Source organism: Streptomyces pseudoechinosporeus (assembly GCF_054783935.1).
The window spans coordinates 16687-32734 of the sequence record NZ_BAAGPS010000051.1; the positions used below are offsets into that span (position 1 = coordinate 16687).

At 70.0% G+C, this 16048-nt stretch carries 13 protein-coding genes; 7 read left to right on the top strand and 6 right to left on the bottom strand.

The window, feature by feature from the left end; genetic code table 11:
• Positions 1 to 63 precede the first annotated feature (63 nt).
• Positions 64 to 933, bottom strand: a complete 870-nt coding sequence (locus tag ACYVO6_RS35735; RefSeq protein ID WP_461068651.1) for a L,D-transpeptidase family protein — start codon at positions 931 to 933, stop codon at positions 64 to 66.
• A 253-nt stretch (positions 934 to 1186) separates the two neighbouring features.
• Between ACYVO6_RS35735 and ACYVO6_RS35740 the strand changes: the two genes are divergently transcribed.
• Positions 1187 to 2767: an acyl-CoA mutase large subunit family protein gene (locus ACYVO6_RS35740; RefSeq protein WP_461068653.1), complete on the top strand. Its 1581-nt coding sequence runs from the start codon at positions 1187 to 1189 to the stop codon at positions 2765 to 2767.
• Here the strand turns inward: ACYVO6_RS35740 and ACYVO6_RS35745 are convergent.
• Entirely contained in the window at positions 2743 to 4224 is a 1482-nt protein-coding gene (locus ACYVO6_RS35745; RefSeq protein WP_461068655.1) for an FAD-dependent oxidoreductase, read from the bottom strand. The genes ACYVO6_RS35740 and ACYVO6_RS35745 overlap by 25 nt on opposite strands.
• A gap of 80 nt (positions 4225 to 4304) precedes the next feature.
• Here ACYVO6_RS35745 and ACYVO6_RS35750 point away from each other — a divergent pair, with 80 nt between their 5' ends.
• Complete coding sequence (locus ACYVO6_RS35750) at positions 4305 to 4940, top strand: TetR/AcrR family transcriptional regulator C-terminal domain-containing protein (RefSeq protein ID WP_461068790.1); 636 nt, start codon at positions 4305 to 4307, stop codon at positions 4938 to 4940.
• A 20-nt stretch (positions 4941 to 4960) separates the two neighbouring features.
• Here the strand turns inward: ACYVO6_RS35750 and ACYVO6_RS35755 are convergent, their stop codons facing one another.
• Genes ACYVO6_RS35755 through ACYVO6_RS35765 form a run of 3 tightly spaced genes read right to left on the bottom strand, consistent with a single transcriptional unit; the run spans position 4961 to position 8447 of the window.
• Entirely contained in the window at positions 4961 to 6142 is a 1182-nt protein-coding gene (locus ACYVO6_RS35755) for an acyltransferase family protein (protein ID WP_461068657.1), read from the bottom strand.
• Entirely contained in the window at positions 6139 to 7473 is a 1335-nt protein-coding gene (locus ACYVO6_RS35760) for an alpha-2,8-polysialyltransferase family protein (RefSeq protein WP_461068659.1), read from the bottom strand. Before ACYVO6_RS35760 ends, ACYVO6_RS35755 begins: the two co-directional genes overlap by 4 nt.
• Positions 7470 to 8447: a glycosyltransferase family 2 protein gene (locus ACYVO6_RS35765; protein WP_461068661.1), complete on the bottom strand. Its 978-nt coding sequence runs from the start codon at positions 8445 to 8447 to the stop codon at positions 7470 to 7472. Before ACYVO6_RS35765 ends, ACYVO6_RS35760 begins: the two co-directional genes overlap by 4 nt.
• Before the next feature lie 198 nt (positions 8448 to 8645).
• Between ACYVO6_RS35765 and ACYVO6_RS35770 the strand changes: the two genes are divergently transcribed.
• The 4 genes from ACYVO6_RS35770 to ACYVO6_RS35785 all read left to right on the top strand — a co-directional run bounded on the left by ACYVO6_RS35770 (position 8646) and on the right by ACYVO6_RS35785 (position 13723).
• A complete protein-coding gene (locus tag ACYVO6_RS35770; protein ID WP_461068663.1) occupies positions 8646 to 9953 on the top strand; it encodes a DUF6716 putative glycosyltransferase in 1308 nt (435 codons plus the stop codon).
• Between the two features lie 56 nt (positions 9954 to 10009).
• On the top strand, positions 10010 to 11308 hold the full coding sequence (locus ACYVO6_RS35775) for a cytidylyltransferase domain-containing protein (protein WP_461068665.1): 1299 nt from the start codon (positions 10010 to 10012) through the stop codon (positions 11306 to 11308).
• Positions 11309 to 11319: 11 nt separating this feature from the next.
• Entirely contained in the window at positions 11320 to 12258 is a 939-nt protein-coding gene (locus ACYVO6_RS35780) for an N-acetylneuraminate synthase family protein (RefSeq protein ID WP_461068667.1), read from the top strand.
• A gap of 286 nt (positions 12259 to 12544) precedes the next feature.
• Positions 12545 to 13723, top strand: a complete 1179-nt coding sequence (locus ACYVO6_RS35785; RefSeq protein ID WP_461068792.1) for a hypothetical protein — start codon at positions 12545 to 12547, stop codon at positions 13721 to 13723.
• Between the two features lie 58 nt (positions 13724 to 13781).
• On the opposite strand, the gene ACYVO6_RS35790 is transcribed toward ACYVO6_RS35785, so the two are convergent.
• Complete coding sequence (locus ACYVO6_RS35790; protein ID WP_461068669.1) at positions 13782 to 14429, bottom strand: class I SAM-dependent methyltransferase; 648 nt, start codon at positions 14427 to 14429, stop codon at positions 13782 to 13784.
• Positions 14430 to 14739: 310 nt separating this feature from the next.
• On the opposite strand from ACYVO6_RS35790, the gene ACYVO6_RS35795 reads away from it, so the two are divergent.
• Positions 14740 to 15960 (top strand): M20 family metallopeptidase, encoded by a 1221-nt coding sequence (locus ACYVO6_RS35795; protein WP_461068794.1) that lies wholly within the window; start codon positions 14740 to 14742, stop codon positions 15958 to 15960.
• The last annotated feature ends 88 nt before the right edge of the window (positions 15961 to 16048 follow it).

Sequence of the window (16048 nt, forward strand, 5' to 3'; positions counted from 1 at the left end):
ACGTTCCCCCGGTCCCGCCCGCGCCCCACACCTCTCCTCGCCGCCTCGCGGCGCCGGCGACGCTCACCAGTGGACGACGACCTTGTCACCGCTCCGCACCTGCCCGAACAGCGCCGCGATCTTCCCCTCGTCCCGTACGTTCACGCAGCCGTGCGAGGCGCCGTTGTAGCCGGTCGCCGCGAAGTCCGAGGAGTAGTGGACCGCCTGGCCGCCGCTGAAGAACATCGCGTACGGCATGGGGGTGTCGTACAGCGTCGACACATGGTGGCGTGACTTGAAGGTGACGCTGAACTCGCCTTCCCGGGTGGGCGTGTACTGCGAACCGAAGCGCACGTCCACCGTCGTAAGGGTCCTGCCGTCGATCATCCAGCGCAGCGTGCGGCTCGTCTTGCTGATGCACATCACACGGCCCGTCATACAGCGCGGGTCGGGCTTCGCGGCCGGCTGGTCGCCCGCCGCGTACAGCTCCCACTTGCCCGGCTCGTGCGTCATGTTCAGCAGCCGCTGCCAGGTCACGGAGTCCGTCTTCCCGGTCTGCGGCAGCCCGCGCTTGCCCTGGAAGCCCTTGACGGCGGCGACCGTCGCCGGGCCGTACGTCCCGGTCGGGCCCTCGAAGAGCCAGGCGATCTGACGCAGCCGGGCCTGCACCTCGCGTACGTCCCTGCCCTGGTCGCCGCGCGACCAGAGCACCTCGGGAGGCGGCGGGGACGGCTTCGGGGGCTTCGCGGGCGGCTGCGAGGGCTTGGCGTCGTCCCTGGCGGGCTCGGCGGGCTCGGCGGGCTGGGCCGGCTGCTTGGGCTTGGGGTCGTTGGGGCTCTCGACCGGCGCCGTCGCGATATGCACCGGGTCCTTCTTGGCGGACGTACCGGCGGCCTGGACCGTGCAACCGCTCACCGCGGCCAGTACCACGACAGCCGTGACTGATCTCCACATGTCTGGAGTACGCATTTGGACCCCCCGTTGCTCACTGTGCCCCTTAGATGTTTCCCGGGGGTGCTTGGTTGCGAACTAAGGGGCATTGTGGTGACCGGGCGCGTGGTTGCGCGCGGGTTGTGACCGGGGTCTCGTCCGGGCTGTGAGCAAGCTCCCAGCCTGGGCCTCTCCACCGGCCGCACGGCCACCACTACAGTCCGTGGCGAGGGTCGTCTGTACTGGCGAGTATGTGAAGCAACGCGGAGGCACACCCATGGCGCGCGAGTCGGAGTCCGGACTGCCCATCGAGCCGGTGTACGGGCCGGACGCCCTGGAAGGCTGGGACCCGGCCGAGAAGCTGGGGGAGCCGGGCCGCTACCCGTTCACACGCGGCGTCTACCCCTCGATGTACACGGGCCGCCCCTGGACGATGCGCCAGTACGCCGGTTTCGGCACCGCCACCGAGTCCAACGCCCGCTACAAGCAGCTCATCGCCAACGGCACGATGGGTCTGTCCGTCGCCTTCGACCTGCCCACCCAGATGGGCCACGACTCGGACGCCCCGATCGCGAGCGGCGAGGTCGGCAAGGTGGGCGTGGCGATCGACTCGATCGAGGACATGCGGATCCTGTTCGGCGGCATCCCGCTGGACAAGGTGTCCACGTCGATGACGATCAACGCGCCCGCCTCGCTGCTCCTGCTGCTGTACCAACTGGTCGCGGAGGAGCAGGGTGTATCGGCCGACCAGCTGACGGGCACGATCCAGAACGACGTGCTCAAGGAGTACATCGCGCGCGGCACGTACATCTTCCCGCCCAAGCCCTCCCTGCGCCTGATCGCGGACATCTTCAAGTACTGCAAGACCGAGATCCCGAAGTGGAACACCATCTCGATCTCCGGCTACCACATGGCCGAGGCGGGCGCCTCACCCGTGCAGGAAATCGCCTTCACGCTGGCGGACGGCATCGAGTACGTACGCACGGCGGTCGCGGCCGGCATGGACGTGGACGACTTCGCCCCCCGCCTCTCCTTCTTCTTCGTGTCGCGTACGACGATCCTGGAGGAGGTCGCCAAGTTCCGTGCGGCGCGGCGCATCTGGGCCCGGGTGATGCGGGACGAGTTCGGCGCGAAGAACCCGAAGTCGCTGATGCTGCGCTTCCACACGCAGACGGCGGGCGTGCAGCTGACGGCCCAGCAGCCGGAGGTGAACCTGGTCCGCGTCGCCGTCCAGGGCCTGGCCGCCGTGCTGGGCGGCACCCAGTCCCTGCACACCAACTCCTTCGACGAGGCCATCGCCCTGCCCACCGACAAGAGCGCCCGCCTCGCGCTCCGTACGCAGCAGGTGCTGGCGTACGAGACGGATGTGACGGCGACGGTCGACCCGTTCGCGGGCTCGTACGTGATCGAGAAGATGACGGATGAGGTTGAGGCTGCCGCAGTCGAACTGATGGCGAAGGTCGAGGAGTTGGGCGGCGCCGTCAACGCCATCGAGCACGGCTTCCAGAAGGGCGAGATCGAGCGCTCGGCGTACCGCATCGCGCTGGAGACGGACTCCGGCGAGCGGGTGGTCGTGGGCGTCAACCGCTTCCAGCTCGACGAGGAAGAGCCGTACGAGCCCCTCCGGGTGGACCCGGCGATCGAGGCCCAGCAGGCGGAGCGGCTCGCGAAGCTGCGGGCCGAGCGGGACCAGGGGGCGGTGGACGCGGCGCTTACGGAGCTGAAGAAGGCCGCCGAGGGTACGGACAACGTCCTGTACCCGATGAAGGACGCGCTGAGGGCTCGCGCGACGGTGGGCGAGGTGTGCAACGCGTTGCGGGAGGTTTGGGGGAATTACGTGCCGAGCGACGCGTTCTGAGCCCGGTGACTCGCTGACCGGCGGCGGTCGCCGAACCGGGCCCAGTACTCGGCCAGCCCCTCCGCCGTCTCGCCTGCCCAGCCGACGTACCCGTCCGGGCGGATCAGGAACACGCCGGTGCCGTACGGCTCGTACGGTGGGACATGGATCGTGTGCATCAAGTCGCTGTCCAGCGACGGGAGTTCGAGGTTCGTGCCTACCGCAACCAACGTCCAGTGCAGCCCTCGGAACGCGTCGAAAAGGCGTACGTCGCCGGGATGGCCGTCCGGGGCGCGGTCGCCTGCGTGGAGGGCGGTGGCCGGGAGGCCCTCGCGGGTCTCCACGGACAGCGACGAGCCCCGGTAACCCAGCCCGAGCTGCTGTGTGGCCTCGCCGCGCCGGACCTCGCCCCGGTGGACGCGGGTTGACAGGCCCAGCATCTGCGCGGCGAGCGGCAGCCTTTCCTCCTCGTACGAGTCGAGGAGGGCGTCCGGTGCATCGCCCCGCAAGACCGCGCCGAGCTTCCAGCCCAGGTTGTAAGCGTCCTGGACGCTCGTGTTGAGGCCCTGGCCGCCGGCCGGTGAGTGGACGTGGGCCGCGTCTCCCGCGAGGAACACCCGGCCCTCGCGGAAGCGGTCCGCCAGTGCGGCCCGTGGGCGGAAGTCCGAGGCCCAGCGGACCTCGGTCACGGCGTCGGGTGCGAGATGCGTCCGGGTGGCGACGAGCCCCCGGATGCCGTCGAGGGAGAGGTCCGGGGTGGCGGCCGGATCCTCGAAGTTGGCCGCGAGCTGGAAGTCCTCGACGCCCGGGAGTGGCCAGAGGACCAGGAAGCCCTCGCCGTCGGCGGGCGGGAAGACATGCAGGTTGTCGCGGTCGAGTCCGCTGATGCGGACGTCCGCCACCAGCGTGGGGTTCGGGTCGACTGTCTCGCCCGTCATGCCGATGCCGAGCAGCCGGCGCACGGTGGAGCGTCCGCCGTCGGCGGCCACCGCGTACCGGGCCCGTACGGGGGCGCCCGTCGCGAACGTCGCCGTCACCCCGTCCGCGTCCTGCGCGAGCCCGGTCAGCTCGCGGCCAAACGCGACGTCTGAGCCCAGCTCCCGCAGCCGCGCGAGGAGGATCTCCTGCGTACGCCACTGGGGCACCATCCACGGGCCGTCGGCGTACGGTTCGGTCTCCGTCGCCTCGGTCTCGTCGAACATCCGGTGCTCGCCCTGCCGCTTCCCGTCCTGCCAGACCACGCCGACGGGATAGCGGCCGCCCGCCGCCCGCACCGCGTCCAGCACGCCGAGGTCGTCGAAGACCTCCATCGTGCGCGGCTGGATGCCCTTGCCGCGCGAGCCGGGGAAGAGCCCGTCGGCCCGCTCGACGACGAGGGCGCGTATGCCCTGGCGGGCCAGGTCGCAGGCGAGCGTGAGGCCGGTGGGGCCCGCGCCTACCACCAGTACGCCGGTTTCCTTAACGCTGTTAAGTTCCATATGGCGAGGATCTCCTTAACGTTGTTAAGTTGTCAAGGGGATGCCGCCGGACAGGGTCCGGATAGGGTGCGGACGTGGCTGTGGCGAAGAAGATCGACCGGGCGCTGGTGGCCGACGCCGCGCTGCGGCTGCTGAACGAGGTCGGCCTCGAAGGGCTCACTCTGCGTGCCATCGCCAAGGAACTGGACGTCAAGGCCCCTGCCCTGTACTGGCACTTCAAGGACAAGCAGGCGCTGCTGGACGAGATGGCGACCGAGATGCTCCGGCGGATTAACGCCGACCTCGGCGAGCTGCCGGCGCGCTGGCAGGACGCCGTCACCACCGCGATGCGCGGACTGCGCACGCACCTGCTGCGCTACCGCGACGGCGCCAAGGTCTACAGCGGTACGCACTTCACGGACACCTCGTACGCGGACCCGATGGAGCGCAACCTCCGGGTGCTCACGAACGAGGGCTTCACTCCGGCCCGCGCTGCCCGGGCCTGGTTCACCGCGACCAGCTACACCATCGGCTACGTCATCGAGGAGCAGGCGATGGGGCCCGACCCGGCCGGGGGCGGCGAGGGCTACGACCTGGCGGCCCGCGCCGAACGGCTCGCTGCGTACCCGCTCGCCGTGGCCGCGGGTGAGGCGATGTTCCGCGACCACGACCGTGGTTTCGAGGAGGGCCTCGCGGCGATCATCGCCGGAATCGACGTGACGCTGCGAGGCTCTTGACGGCGTTCAGCGAGGCGCGTTCAGCGACGAGGCCTCGACAGCGCCGAGCGTAACCTGGGTCCCAAGCGGTCCTCGACCAGGCGGTTCAGTAGCCACGCCAGTAGCAGCATCGTCGCGATCGTCAGTAGGAAGGTCGCGTACGACGGGATGTTCAGGGTCTGGTGGTAGGCCTTGATGGCGACCCAGCCGAGGTGCTCGTGTACCAAGTAGAAGGGGTACGTCAGCGCGCCTGCGACCGTCAGCCAGCGCCAGTGGGCCCAGTTCAGCCAGCCCAGGGCGATCGCGGCGACCGCGATGAAGCCGAAGGTGACGACCAGGATGATGCCGGACGAGGTGCGGTAGGAGAAGAAGTCCGGGTTGGGCGCGTGCCACAGCGAGGAGACGGCGTAGTGCTGGCCGATCAGCCAGCTGACGCCCACGATGCCCCAGGCGTACGCGTCGTGCCGGTCGCGGTGGATGAGGTAGAGGCCGATGCCGCCGATGAAGAACGGCGCGTACTCGGGCATGAGGACGAGGTCGAGCAGCCGTTCGTCCGCCGCCCGGGCGATCGCCGCGGCCAGGGTCCAGCCCGCGCAGAACATGATGAGGCCCTGGCGGTTCGCACCCGGCAGCACGATGCACACCGCGAACAGCGCGTAGAAGCGGAGCTCCGCCCAGAGCGTCCAGCAGACGCCCAGCACCCGGTCCACGCCCAGGGGTTGCTGCATCATGGTCAGGTTCACCAGCGCGTCGCTCGGCGAGACGGCCTCGTACGCCACTATCGGCAGCGCGAAGACCACCGTCACGATGATCACCGCCGCCCAGTAGGACGGCAGCAGCCGTGACGCGCGTGAGGCGAAGAACGAGCGCAGCGGCCTGCCCCAGCCGCTCATGCAGATCACGAAGCCGCTGATGACGAAGAAGATGTGCACGCCCAGGCAGCCGTACGCGAACCACTCGTGCAGCGTGGGGAACTGTAACTTCGCGGAGGAGCCCCATGCCTCGGCGACCTGGCCGTCCCGGCCGCCGTAGTGGTACGCGGCGACCATCAGCGCGGCGATCAGCCGCAGCCCGTCCAGCGCGCGCAGTCGAGGGGTGCGGGTCCGGGCGATTATCCGGTTCTGTGTCGTGCCGTTGGTGCTGGTACTGCCGGTGGTGTTGTGTGGGGGGGTGCCCGTCTCCGGAGAGGACGTCGGGACGGGCTTCGAGTCCACCGAAGTCATCCCAGAGTGGCCCTTTTGAGCGATCGGGCGCGGCGGGCCACGCGGCGGACGGTGGCGTTGCGCGGGATGAAGGCCAACTGGGTCGGCACCGCGCCGGGCAGGGCCAGCGAGGTGAGCCTTCGGCGTTTGAAGTAGCGCCAGGTATGGGCGTTCAGATGCCGCGACAGATACCGCTCGGCGGCCGGCCGCAGATCCGGGTAGATCTTGGACTGCATGGCGTAGCCCACCGCCCGCAGCAGTTCGGTCAGTTCGCCCGTGCCGAGCCCCTTGCGCTGCTCGGTGACCGCCTTGCGGTCCGTCAGCTCGGGCAGCATGGCGTCCACGATCGTCACGGGGACGCGGTTGCTGTTCTCGTACGGCGTGAGGCGTTCGAGGAGCGTCTCCGTGCCGATCCGGGCGACCGGCAGTCCGTACAGCGCGGAGGCCGTGAGCAGTGCCGTGGAGAAGCAGCCGGCGACCAGCGCGGGCCGCATCCGCTGGTAGAGCACTTCGGCGAGGACCGGAGTGTCGAGCACCGTGAGGTCGGCGCCGATTTTCTCGGCCTCCTTCTCCAGGGCGCGCGACCAGCGGGCCGGGGCGCTGGGGTGCGGCTTGAACACCACGCGCTGGTGGCCGAGTTGGACGGCCCCCCTCAACATCCGTACATGCAGGTCCTCTTCCTGCTCGGTGGTGAGGATGCCGAGCGCGGAGAGGTACTGGCCGAGCAGCAGGGCCGGCTCCTCGATGGCGGGCAACGCGTCGCCCGTGTCGACGAGTTCGGCGAGCACCTTGCAGAACGCGTCCGTCGGCACGATCTCGGGCCCGACGCCGAACTCGGTGAGCAGCAGGGGCGTGAGGCCCGGCACCAGGTCGAGGTGGAGCAGTCGGTCGATGCGCGTGCCGACCAGCGGGTCGATCTTGCTACGGGTGGGGCCGTAACTCATCAGACCGTCGGCGTAGACCGTGATGGGCGCGCCCGTGAAGATCTGCGCGACCCCGAGCGCCGGATTCACCTGGATCGACTCGACGGCCAGCTCGATGTCGTCGTCACCGAGGTTCCAGGCGAGCCGCAGATGGCGCTCCCACAGCGGTACGTCGTTCAGGCGCGGGGACCAACCGCCCGGGTGGAAAGGGGAGATGGTCTCGTTCCACGAGACCACGTCGTCGAACCGGCCGCGCAGCCGCTCGAAGCCGGGCATCTCGTCGATGCCTGGCGACGTCTCGGGTGTCGCCGAGTTGTTGGAGACCAGCAGGATGCGCCGGTCGGCAGGGCGGAAGCAGTCGGCGTCGACGGCCGCCGCCAGCGTCGCCGTGCCGTACAGCGTCGACGCCATGAAGATCTGGGTGGTCACGCGGCCACCCCCGCGGCCACGGGACGGCGGCGCAGCCGGCGCAACCGCGTCGCGCGCTGTACGTCCATGGAGTCGAGGGCTTCGTCGAGGACGTCCTGCGGCATACGCCGCAAAGCGACGGCACTCATCGACTTCAGTTTTCGTGCCACGGGAGGCTCGAACCTTTCGATGGAACCCAGGTGATGAGAAATAATCGCACAGTAGGTCCGTACGGCCTTCGGCAGGAGTTTGTCCGCGTCCCGGTCCTCGGCCGTTTCCCGTACGACCTGGTCGAAGGCGCGAATGAAATCCAGCTGCCGTACGTCGCCGATCTGCGTCAGCGAGGACGACACCCCGCGCCGGTAGAACACGCCGAGCAGCCCCACCACGCCGAACGACTCGGCCTCGCGGTGCAGCTTCCAGATCCACGGCCGGTCCTCGGCCGTGCGCAGCCCGTCGGTGAAGTGCAGCACACCCCGGTCGACCAGGCGGCGGTGGTAGATGCCCGCCCAGGCGTACGCGTAGTCCACGGAGGTGGAGCGGTCGGCGGGCAGGATCGCCTCGCGCGGGTTCAGCACGACACCGCGCCGGCCGTGCGGAACGCGGTGGATCGAGCGGGCTCGAGCGGTCGTCTGCACATGGTCCGTACGGACGAAATCGACGCCCAACTCCTCGATGGCGGTGAGGAGTTGGGCGTAATAGCCGGGTGCGAGCCAGTCATCGCCGTCGAGGAACGTCAGGTACTCGCCGCGTGCCGCGTCGATGCCCGTGTTGCGCGCGGTCGCCAGACCTCCGTTCTGCTCGTGTCTGACGTACACGGCACCCTGGAGCTCGCGCTCCGCGCGCGCGAGAATGTCCGGTGTCTCGTCGCGCGAACAGTCGTCGACGAGAATGAATTCGAAGTCCTGACGCGCGTTGGCACGCAGACTCCTCAGGGTGTCGGGTGCGTATTGCTGCACGTTGTAGAACGGCACGATGACGGAGAGCTTGACCACCCACGTGACGTTAGGCGGCGGCCCGGCATTCGTCTTGACCGATGGTGAGATGTCAGGTGAACGGCGCGTGGCGGAATGGTGAACCCAGCCTTTTCCTGCGCGGATCCGGGCTCGATTCGCCATTCGTCGATGTGCTGTTAACCCTTTGTTGTATTCCGGTTGGGCCGCGCATCGGAATCGCTTCCTAGCGTCTTGGGCGTGCCAGCAAGTACTTCGAAGTCCCTGCGAGTCGCCGTTCTCGCGGATTCCGATACCCGGTGGAAATGGGGCGCGCTCACCGCGAACCGCATTGCACCGGCCGAATCGGACATTCGCCTCGACGGTTATCTCCTGCGCGGCCGTGCGACCCCCACCGCCCGCCAGCTCCAAGAGGTCGGCGTCCGCGCGGACTCGCTCCGCGAGGTCACCGGCGTCGAATTCCTGCGGACCCTGCGGGAGGAGGAGTACGACATCGTCGTGCTCGCCCTCGTCGGCGGCGCCGTCCAGGCGATGCTGCACGGACTCGGACACGCCTGGCGGGAGCGCGCGAAGCGGCCCGTGGTCGTCACCGGCTATGTCGGCGTCGTATACGAGAAGCTCGCCGACGGGCTGCTGCTGCGGCACGGCGCGGACCTCGTCCTCGCCAACTCCCGCCAGGACGCGGAACGCTTCACCACCGTGTACGAGGGAGTGGGCGCCGACGCCTCCTCCGTGACCGAGGTCGCGCTGCCGTTCCTCGGCGGAGACTCGTACGAGAAGCACGACCCGTACACCGTCGTCTTCGCCGTGCAGCCCTCCGTGCCGGAGAGCCGCAAGGACCGTATGTACCTGCTGGAGCGGCTCGTCAAGCACGCACGGCTGCACCCGGACCGCGAGGTCCTGCTGAAGCTGCGCTCCAAGCCCGGCGAGCACACCACGCACATCGAGGAGCAGCCCTACCAGAAGCTGGCGCAGCGCCTCGACCTGCCCGCCAACTTCCGCCTCGTGTACGGGCACATGGGCGAGGTCCTCGACCGCACCGATCTGCTGGTCACCGTCAGCTCGACGGCCGCCCTCGAGTCTCTGCACCGGCGCATCCCCACCGTCCTGCTCACCGACCTGGGCGTGCGCGAGTCCCTCGGCAACCACCACTTCGTCGGCTCCGGCTGCCTCGCCTCCTGGGACCAGCTCGACGCCGGGCACCAGCCGGCGCCCGACGAGGAGTGGGTGGCCCGGCAGGGCGTCGCTGCCGAGGGCTCGTACGAGACGGCCTTCGACGCGGCCCGTACGCGCATCGCCGAGCTGCTCGACAAGGGCGAACTCCCTTCCCTCGCCCCCTACTACACGCCCGTCACCGCCCCCGGCTATCTGCCCGGCATCCTCGCCCGCCACCACCTCGCCCCGGACGGCAGCCCGCTGCCCGGCGCGCCCGCCGCCGACACCGAGCCGGGGCCCGTACGGCAGATCGTGCGCCGGGCGGCGCGCGGCGCCTACCGGCACGGCGTGCAGCGTGTGGCGCCCGTCATCCGGCGGATGGGCGAGCTGTGAGCGCCCCCGAGACAACGGGCGCGGGCGCCCCGATCCCCTCGCAAGGAGTACATCGCATGTCCAACTCGGAAGCGGGCCCAGCGACTTCGGTACGTCGCGTGCTCGCGGTGATCCCCGCTCGGGGCGGCTCCAAGGGCGTCCCCGCCAAGAACCTCCTCCCGGTCGGCGGTGTGCCGCTGGTGGCCCGCGCGGTGCGCGAGTGCCGCGCGGCCCGCCTGGTGACGGACGTCGTGGTCTCCACCGACGACCAGGCGATCGCCGCCGCCGCCCGCGAGGCCGGCGCCGAAGTGGTGCTGCGCCCCGCCGCCATCGCCGGCGACACGGCCACCTCCGAGGCGGCCGTCCTGCACGCCATGGACGCGCACGAGGCGCTGCACGGCGCCGCGGTCGACGTGGTGCTCCTGGTGCAGTGCACCAGCCCGTTCATCGTCCGCGAGGACCTCGACGGGGTCGCGGGCGCGGTCGTGGAGAACGGCGCGGACACCGCGCTGACGGTGGCTCCCTTCCACGGGTTCATCTGGCGGGACGCCGACGACGACCCGGCCGTGGTCGACACCCAGGCCACCCAGGCCGTCGGCGGTGGCACGGCCGTCGCCAACACCACGGCCACGGACGGCGGTTACGGCGTCAACCACGACAAGTCGTTCCGCCCCCGCCGCCAGGACCGTCCGCAGGACCTGCTGGAGACCGGCGCCGCGTACGCCATGGACGCCGCCGGGCTGCGGGAGCACAAGCACCGCTTCTTCGGGCGTACGGAGCTCGTCCGCACCGACCCCGCGCGGGTCCTTGAGATCGACGACCCGCACGACCTCGCCCGCGCCCGGGCGTTGGCGCCCCTCTTCGACGCCAACCGCCCCGGCGCCCTCCCGACCGCCGCCGACATCGACGCGGTCGTCCTCGACTTCGACGGCACCCAGACGGACGACAGGGTGCTGATCGACTCCGACGGACGGGAGTTCGTCTCCGTGCACCGCGGGGACGGACTCGGTATCGCGGCCCTCCGTAAGAGCGGCCTGACGATGCTGATCCTGTCCACGGAGCAGAACCCGGTCGTCGCCGCCAGAGCCCGGAAGCTCAAGATCCCGGTCCTCCACGGCATCGACCGGAAAGACCTCGCACTGAAGCAGTGGTGCGAGGAGCAGGGCATCGCGCCTGAGCGCGTGCTCTACGTCGGCAACGACGTCAACGACCTCCCGTGCTTCGCCCTCGTGGGCTGGCCCGTGGCGGTCGCGAGCGCCCACGACGTCGTGCGCGGCGCCGCACGCGCGGTCACCACCGTTCCCGGCGGCGACGGCGCGATCCGAGAGATCGCCAGCTGGATCCTCGGCCCTTCTCTCGACTCCCTCGACAAGTAAGGAAAGCTGTCATGAGCTCCAACTCCCGTCTGCGCACCTTCGGTTCGAAGACCGCCGGCCCCGGCCAGCCGGTCTACGTCACCGGTGAGATCGGCATCAACCACAACGGCGAGCTCGAGAACGCCTTCAAGCTGATCGACGCGGCGGCCGAGGCCGGCTGCGACGCGGTGAAGTTCCAGAAGCGCACCCCGGAGATCTGCACCCCGCGCGACCAGTGGGACATCGAGCGCGACACCCCCTGGGGCCGTATGACCTACATCGACTACCGCCACCGGGTGGAGTTCGGTGAGGACGAGTACCGCCAGATCGACGAGCACTGCAAGAAGCGCGGCATCGACTGGTTCGCCTCCCCGTGGGACACCGAGGCCGTCGCCTTCCTGGAGAAGTTCGACGTACCCGCCCACAAGGTGGCCTCCGCCTCCTTGACGGACGACGAGCTGCTGCGCGCCCTGCGTGCCACCGGCCGCACGGTCATCCTCTCCACGGGCATGTCGACGCCGAAGCAGATCCGCCACGCGGTCGAGGTCCTGGGCAGCGACAACATCCTGCTCTGCCACGCCACTTCGACATACCCGGCGAAGGCCGAGGAGCTCAACCTCCGCGTCATCAACACCCTGCAGGCCGAGTACCCGAACGTCCCGATCGGCTACTCCGGCCACGAGACGGGTCTGCAGACCACGCTCGCCGCGGTCGCGCTGGGCGCCACCTTCGTCGAGCGCCACATCACGCTGGACCGCGCGATGTGGGGTTCGGACCAGGCCGCGTCGGTGGAGCCGCAGGGCCTTACGCGCCTCGTCCGCGACATCCGCACCATCGAGGCCTCGCTCGGCGACGGCGTCAAGAAGGTGTACGAGTCCGAGCTCGGCCCGATGAAGAAGCTGCGCCGCGTCTCCGGTGTCGTCGCCGAGGCGGAGATCGCCGCGGCGGCGGGCGAGCCGGTCTCGGTCTGATCCCGGCCCCCACCAGTCCGTATCCACGGATCCCCCAGTCCGTACTCACGGAAGCGACGGTTATACGTCGATGAGCCCCCGCGCCGGATCCGCCGGCCCCCGCTCGGCCTCCACACGGCGGCCTGCCACGCAGACGCTCGCCTTTGTGGAGAGCCCGGTGCAGCTCCTCAACGTCCTGGAGTGGGCGCATGCTGATGCCCTCCGGGCTGCGGGGGAGGCGACCGGATCCGCGTCCGGCGCGGGGACGGAGGCCGGGGGACCGGCGCCCGCACCTGCGGCGGGGCCGATGCCCGCAGCGGGTCCGGGTGCCGATGAGCCGACGGTCGGCGCGGCGCCGGATGGTGCTGCGGCGGCGTCCGGTTCCACGCCCGGGACTGCGGGGCCGACGCCTGCGGCGGGATTGGCACCCGTGCCGGGGGCGGCTTTCGGCGAGCGGCCGGAGAGCACCGCCGTGGGCGCCGATCCCGCCGTCGACCCGGCCCGGGACGCCGCCGCGGTGGTCCACGCGGGGCTCACCCTGGTTGTTCTTTCTCCCAACGACCCCATGACCCGGGGGCAGTTGCGTCGTATGGCGGAGCTCGCTCGTGGTGAGGGGCATGAGGTGCGCTGGGAGGAGGCACGTGGTGGGGCGACAGCGCCCTTTCATACGGTGGGCGGTCTGGCGCCGCTGTTGCGCCGGGCGAAGCGGATCGTCATGGGCGACCCGTTCTCGCGCTACGTACAACTCCTTCTCACCATCACCCGCGCCCGCGACCTCGTCGTCGTGGACGACGGCACCGCGACGATGGAGTTCGTCTCCCAACTCGCCCGCGGTGAACGCCTGGTGCGCTGGCACCGGCGCGGTGGCCGACCCGGCCCGCGCGACCTGGTGTTCGCACCGGTCTCGGCCTCGGCCCGGCGCCGTCTCACGCCCGGCTCCGGGCGCCGCGTGGAGGTGTTCTCCTCCATGCCGATCACCGAGACGCCCGAGGGCGTCCACGTCACGGCCAACGACTTCGCCTGGACCCGCGCCCGCTTCGGCCCGCCGCGCCTCACCAAGGGCGCCGACCTCGTGGGCACCTCCCTCGTGGAGACGGGCGTCGTGGACCCCGACCGCTACCTCGAAGCGGTGAAGAACCTCACCAAGACCTACGGCGCGACCCGTTACTTCGCCCACCGCCGCGAAAGCACCGACAAACTCCACCGGCTGGCCGTCGAGACCGGCCTGGAGATCGTCCGCCCCGACCTCCCCCTCGAACTGATCGCCCGCCGCGGCCCCATCGGCCGTACGATCCTCAGCTTCCCCTCGACGGTCGTGCACACCCTCCCGCTGGCGCTCGTCGGCACCGAAGTCCGGGTCGCCGTCTGCGACATCGACCCGGCGTGGCTCACGGCGACCGCCTCGCCGCGCGCCCAGGGCTTCCTGTCGGGGGTCACGGGGACGGCGCGGGACGTACACCGGTTGTCGGCGGTCTCGGCGACCTGAGGCGGGCTCAGTGGTACGGGCTCAGCCGAGGGCTCAGTGGTGTGAGCTCAATGCGGGCTCAGTGGGGTTTGCGGGCCAGCAGGAAGGCGCGGGGGAGCTTCTCGTTCTCGTGGGGCTCGCGGATGACTTGGGCGTGCATGACCAGTCCGGCCTTGTCGATGAGTTCGGTGACGTTTTCGGGGCGCCGCCAGTGGTAGGGCAGGGAGATGGCGTGGCCGAAGCGTTCCGTCAGTTCGAAGTGCTCGTCGCCGGCCTGGAAGGCGAGGAGCAGGTGGCCGCCGGGGGCGAGTACGCGGTGGAACTCGGTGAAGACGTCCGGGAGTTGGTCGTCGGGGACGTGGATGGTGGAGTACAGGGCTGTGATTCCGCCGAGTACGTCGTCGGGGAGGTCGATGGCTGTCATCGAGCCCACGTGGAAGCGGAGCTCGGGGTATGTCTGCCGGGCTGTCGCGACCATCTTCGGTGACAGGTCGATGCCGAACACGGGCGTGTCCAGGCTGCTGAGATACGCCGTCACATGGCCCGGCCCGCATCCGACATCGGCCACGGGGCCGACCCCGGCGCTCCGCACGAGCTCGGCGAACCCGTTGATCAGCGCCTTGTCCAGAGGCTTGCGTTCCAGGTCGTCGGGAAAGCGGTCCGCGTACTCGGTGGCTATCGAGTCGTAGGACGCACGGGTGCTGCGTATGAAGTCCGGTTCGCTCACGGTCCGGGACGATACTGCGCGGCATGGGTCCGGTGGCCGCGGTTCACGCGTTCTTCGGCCGAACGTCGGCTTCGAGGGTGGGTGTCCCGGCGGGTGGGCAGAACTGCCCGCGATTCGGATGCGTGGTATGCGTAGAAGTCCGGGTACCGAGGTCTGACCTTCGCGGCCCGAAAGCCAGGCGAGTGTACCCATCGCGGCTGATATCTATGCGTGACGCGGTCGGGTTTTCTCGGCCGGCGGGCTGAATTTTTGTTGATCGTGGGGCGGGCGGGCCCCATGTCGCCCTACCCTTCAAAGGGTGAACCAGCTGATGTCCCCAGAGTCCGAGTCCGAAACGACCGGCGGAGCCGTGCTCCCCGGCACGCTCCCGGAGGGCCTGCGCGTTGAGCTTGTAGCGTTCCGCCGGGATCTCCACATGCACCCGGAGCTCGGCAACCAGGAGTTCCGTACCACCGCGGCGATCAAGGCGCGGCTGGAGCGCGCCGGGCTTCAGCCCCGGGTGCTCGCCATCGGAACCGGGCTCATCTGTGACATCGGCGAACCGGACCCCGCCCAGCCCATGCTCGCCCTGCGCGCGGACATCGACGCGCTGCCGATCCCGGACATGAAGGTCGACTGTGCGTATCGCTCGACCGTGCCTGATCGCACGCATGCCTGTGGGCACGACGTCCATACGACGGTGGTGCTGGGCGCGGGGCTCGTCCTCGCCGAGCTGCACAAGAAGGGGCTGCTGCGGCGTGCCGTGCGGCTGATCTTCCAGCCTGCCGAGGAAGTGCTGCCCGGCGGTGCGCCCGACGCCATCGAGTCCGGAGCCCTGGACGGTGTCGGACGTATCGTCGCCGTGCACTGCGATCCGCGGGTCGACGCGGGGCGCATCGGGCTGCGGCACGGACCCATCACGTCGGCGTGCGACCGGCTCGAGGTCGCGCTCGACGGCGCCGGCGGACATACCGCGCGCCCTCACCTCACCACCGACCTCGTCACCGCCGCCGCCCGCGTCGTCACCGACGTGCCCGCCCTGGTCGCCCGACGCGTCGACGCCCGCAGCGGGCTCGCCGTCACCTGGGGCCGTATCGAGTCGGGGCACGCCTGCAACGTCATCCCGCAGCACGCCGAGCTGTCCGGGACCGTGCGCTGCCTGGACCTCGACTCCTGGCGGGCCGCCCCCGACCTCGTACACGCCGCGATCGACGAGATCGCCAACCTCTACAAGGCCAAGTCGGAGATCAACTACATCCGTGGCGTCCCGCCCGTCGTCAACGATCCGGTGACGACCGAACTGCTCCGCGAGGCGATGGCCGCCCGCTTCGGCGCCCAGTCCATCGAGGACACCGAGCAGAGCCTGGGCGGTGAGGACTTCTCCTGGTACCTGGAGCACGTGCCCGGCGCGATGGCCCGTCTCGGTGTGCGTACGCCCGGTGAGCGCGGCGTACGGGATCTGCATCAGGGTGACTTCGACGCGGACGAGCACGCCATCACGGTCGGTGTCGAGCTCTTCACGGCGACCGCCCTCCTCGACGCGACCCAGTAAGCGATCGGGTAGGCCGGGACGGCGTCACTCCGGTTGCGTCCCGGCCACCCAGGAGCAGCCCGGTGCGCGTGTCCCCACGGCACGCGTA

Excerpts from the sequence above, each read along its gene's own strand:
- ACYVO6_RS35795 (WP_461068794.1), top strand. The coding sequence starts at position 14,740 with ATGTCCCCAGAGTCCGAGTCCGAAACGACCGGCGGAGCCGTGCTCCCC.
- ACYVO6_RS35735 (WP_461068651.1), bottom strand. The coding sequence starts at position 933 with ATGTGGAGATCAGTCACGGCTGTCGTGGTACTGGCCGCGGTGAGCGGT.
- ACYVO6_RS35740 (WP_461068653.1), top strand. The coding sequence starts at position 1,187 with ATGGCGCGCGAGTCGGAGTCCGGACTGCCCATCGAGCCGGTGTACGGG.
- ACYVO6_RS35785 (WP_461068792.1), top strand. The coding sequence starts at position 12,545 with ATGCCCGCAGCGGGTCCGGGTGCCGATGAGCCGACGGTCGGCGCGGCG.
- ACYVO6_RS35755 (WP_461068657.1), bottom strand. The coding sequence starts at position 6,142 with ATGACTTCGGTGGACTCGAAGCCCGTCCCGACGTCCTCTCCGGAGACG.
- ACYVO6_RS35780 (WP_461068667.1), top strand. The coding sequence starts at position 11,320 with ATGAGCTCCAACTCCCGTCTGCGCACCTTCGGTTCGAAGACCGCCGGC.
- ACYVO6_RS35775 (WP_461068665.1), top strand. The coding sequence starts at position 10,010 with ATGTCCAACTCGGAAGCGGGCCCAGCGACTTCGGTACGTCGCGTGCTC.
- ACYVO6_RS35745 (WP_461068655.1), bottom strand. The coding sequence starts at position 4,224 with ATGGAACTTAACAGCGTTAAGGAAACCGGCGTACTGGTGGTAGGCGCG.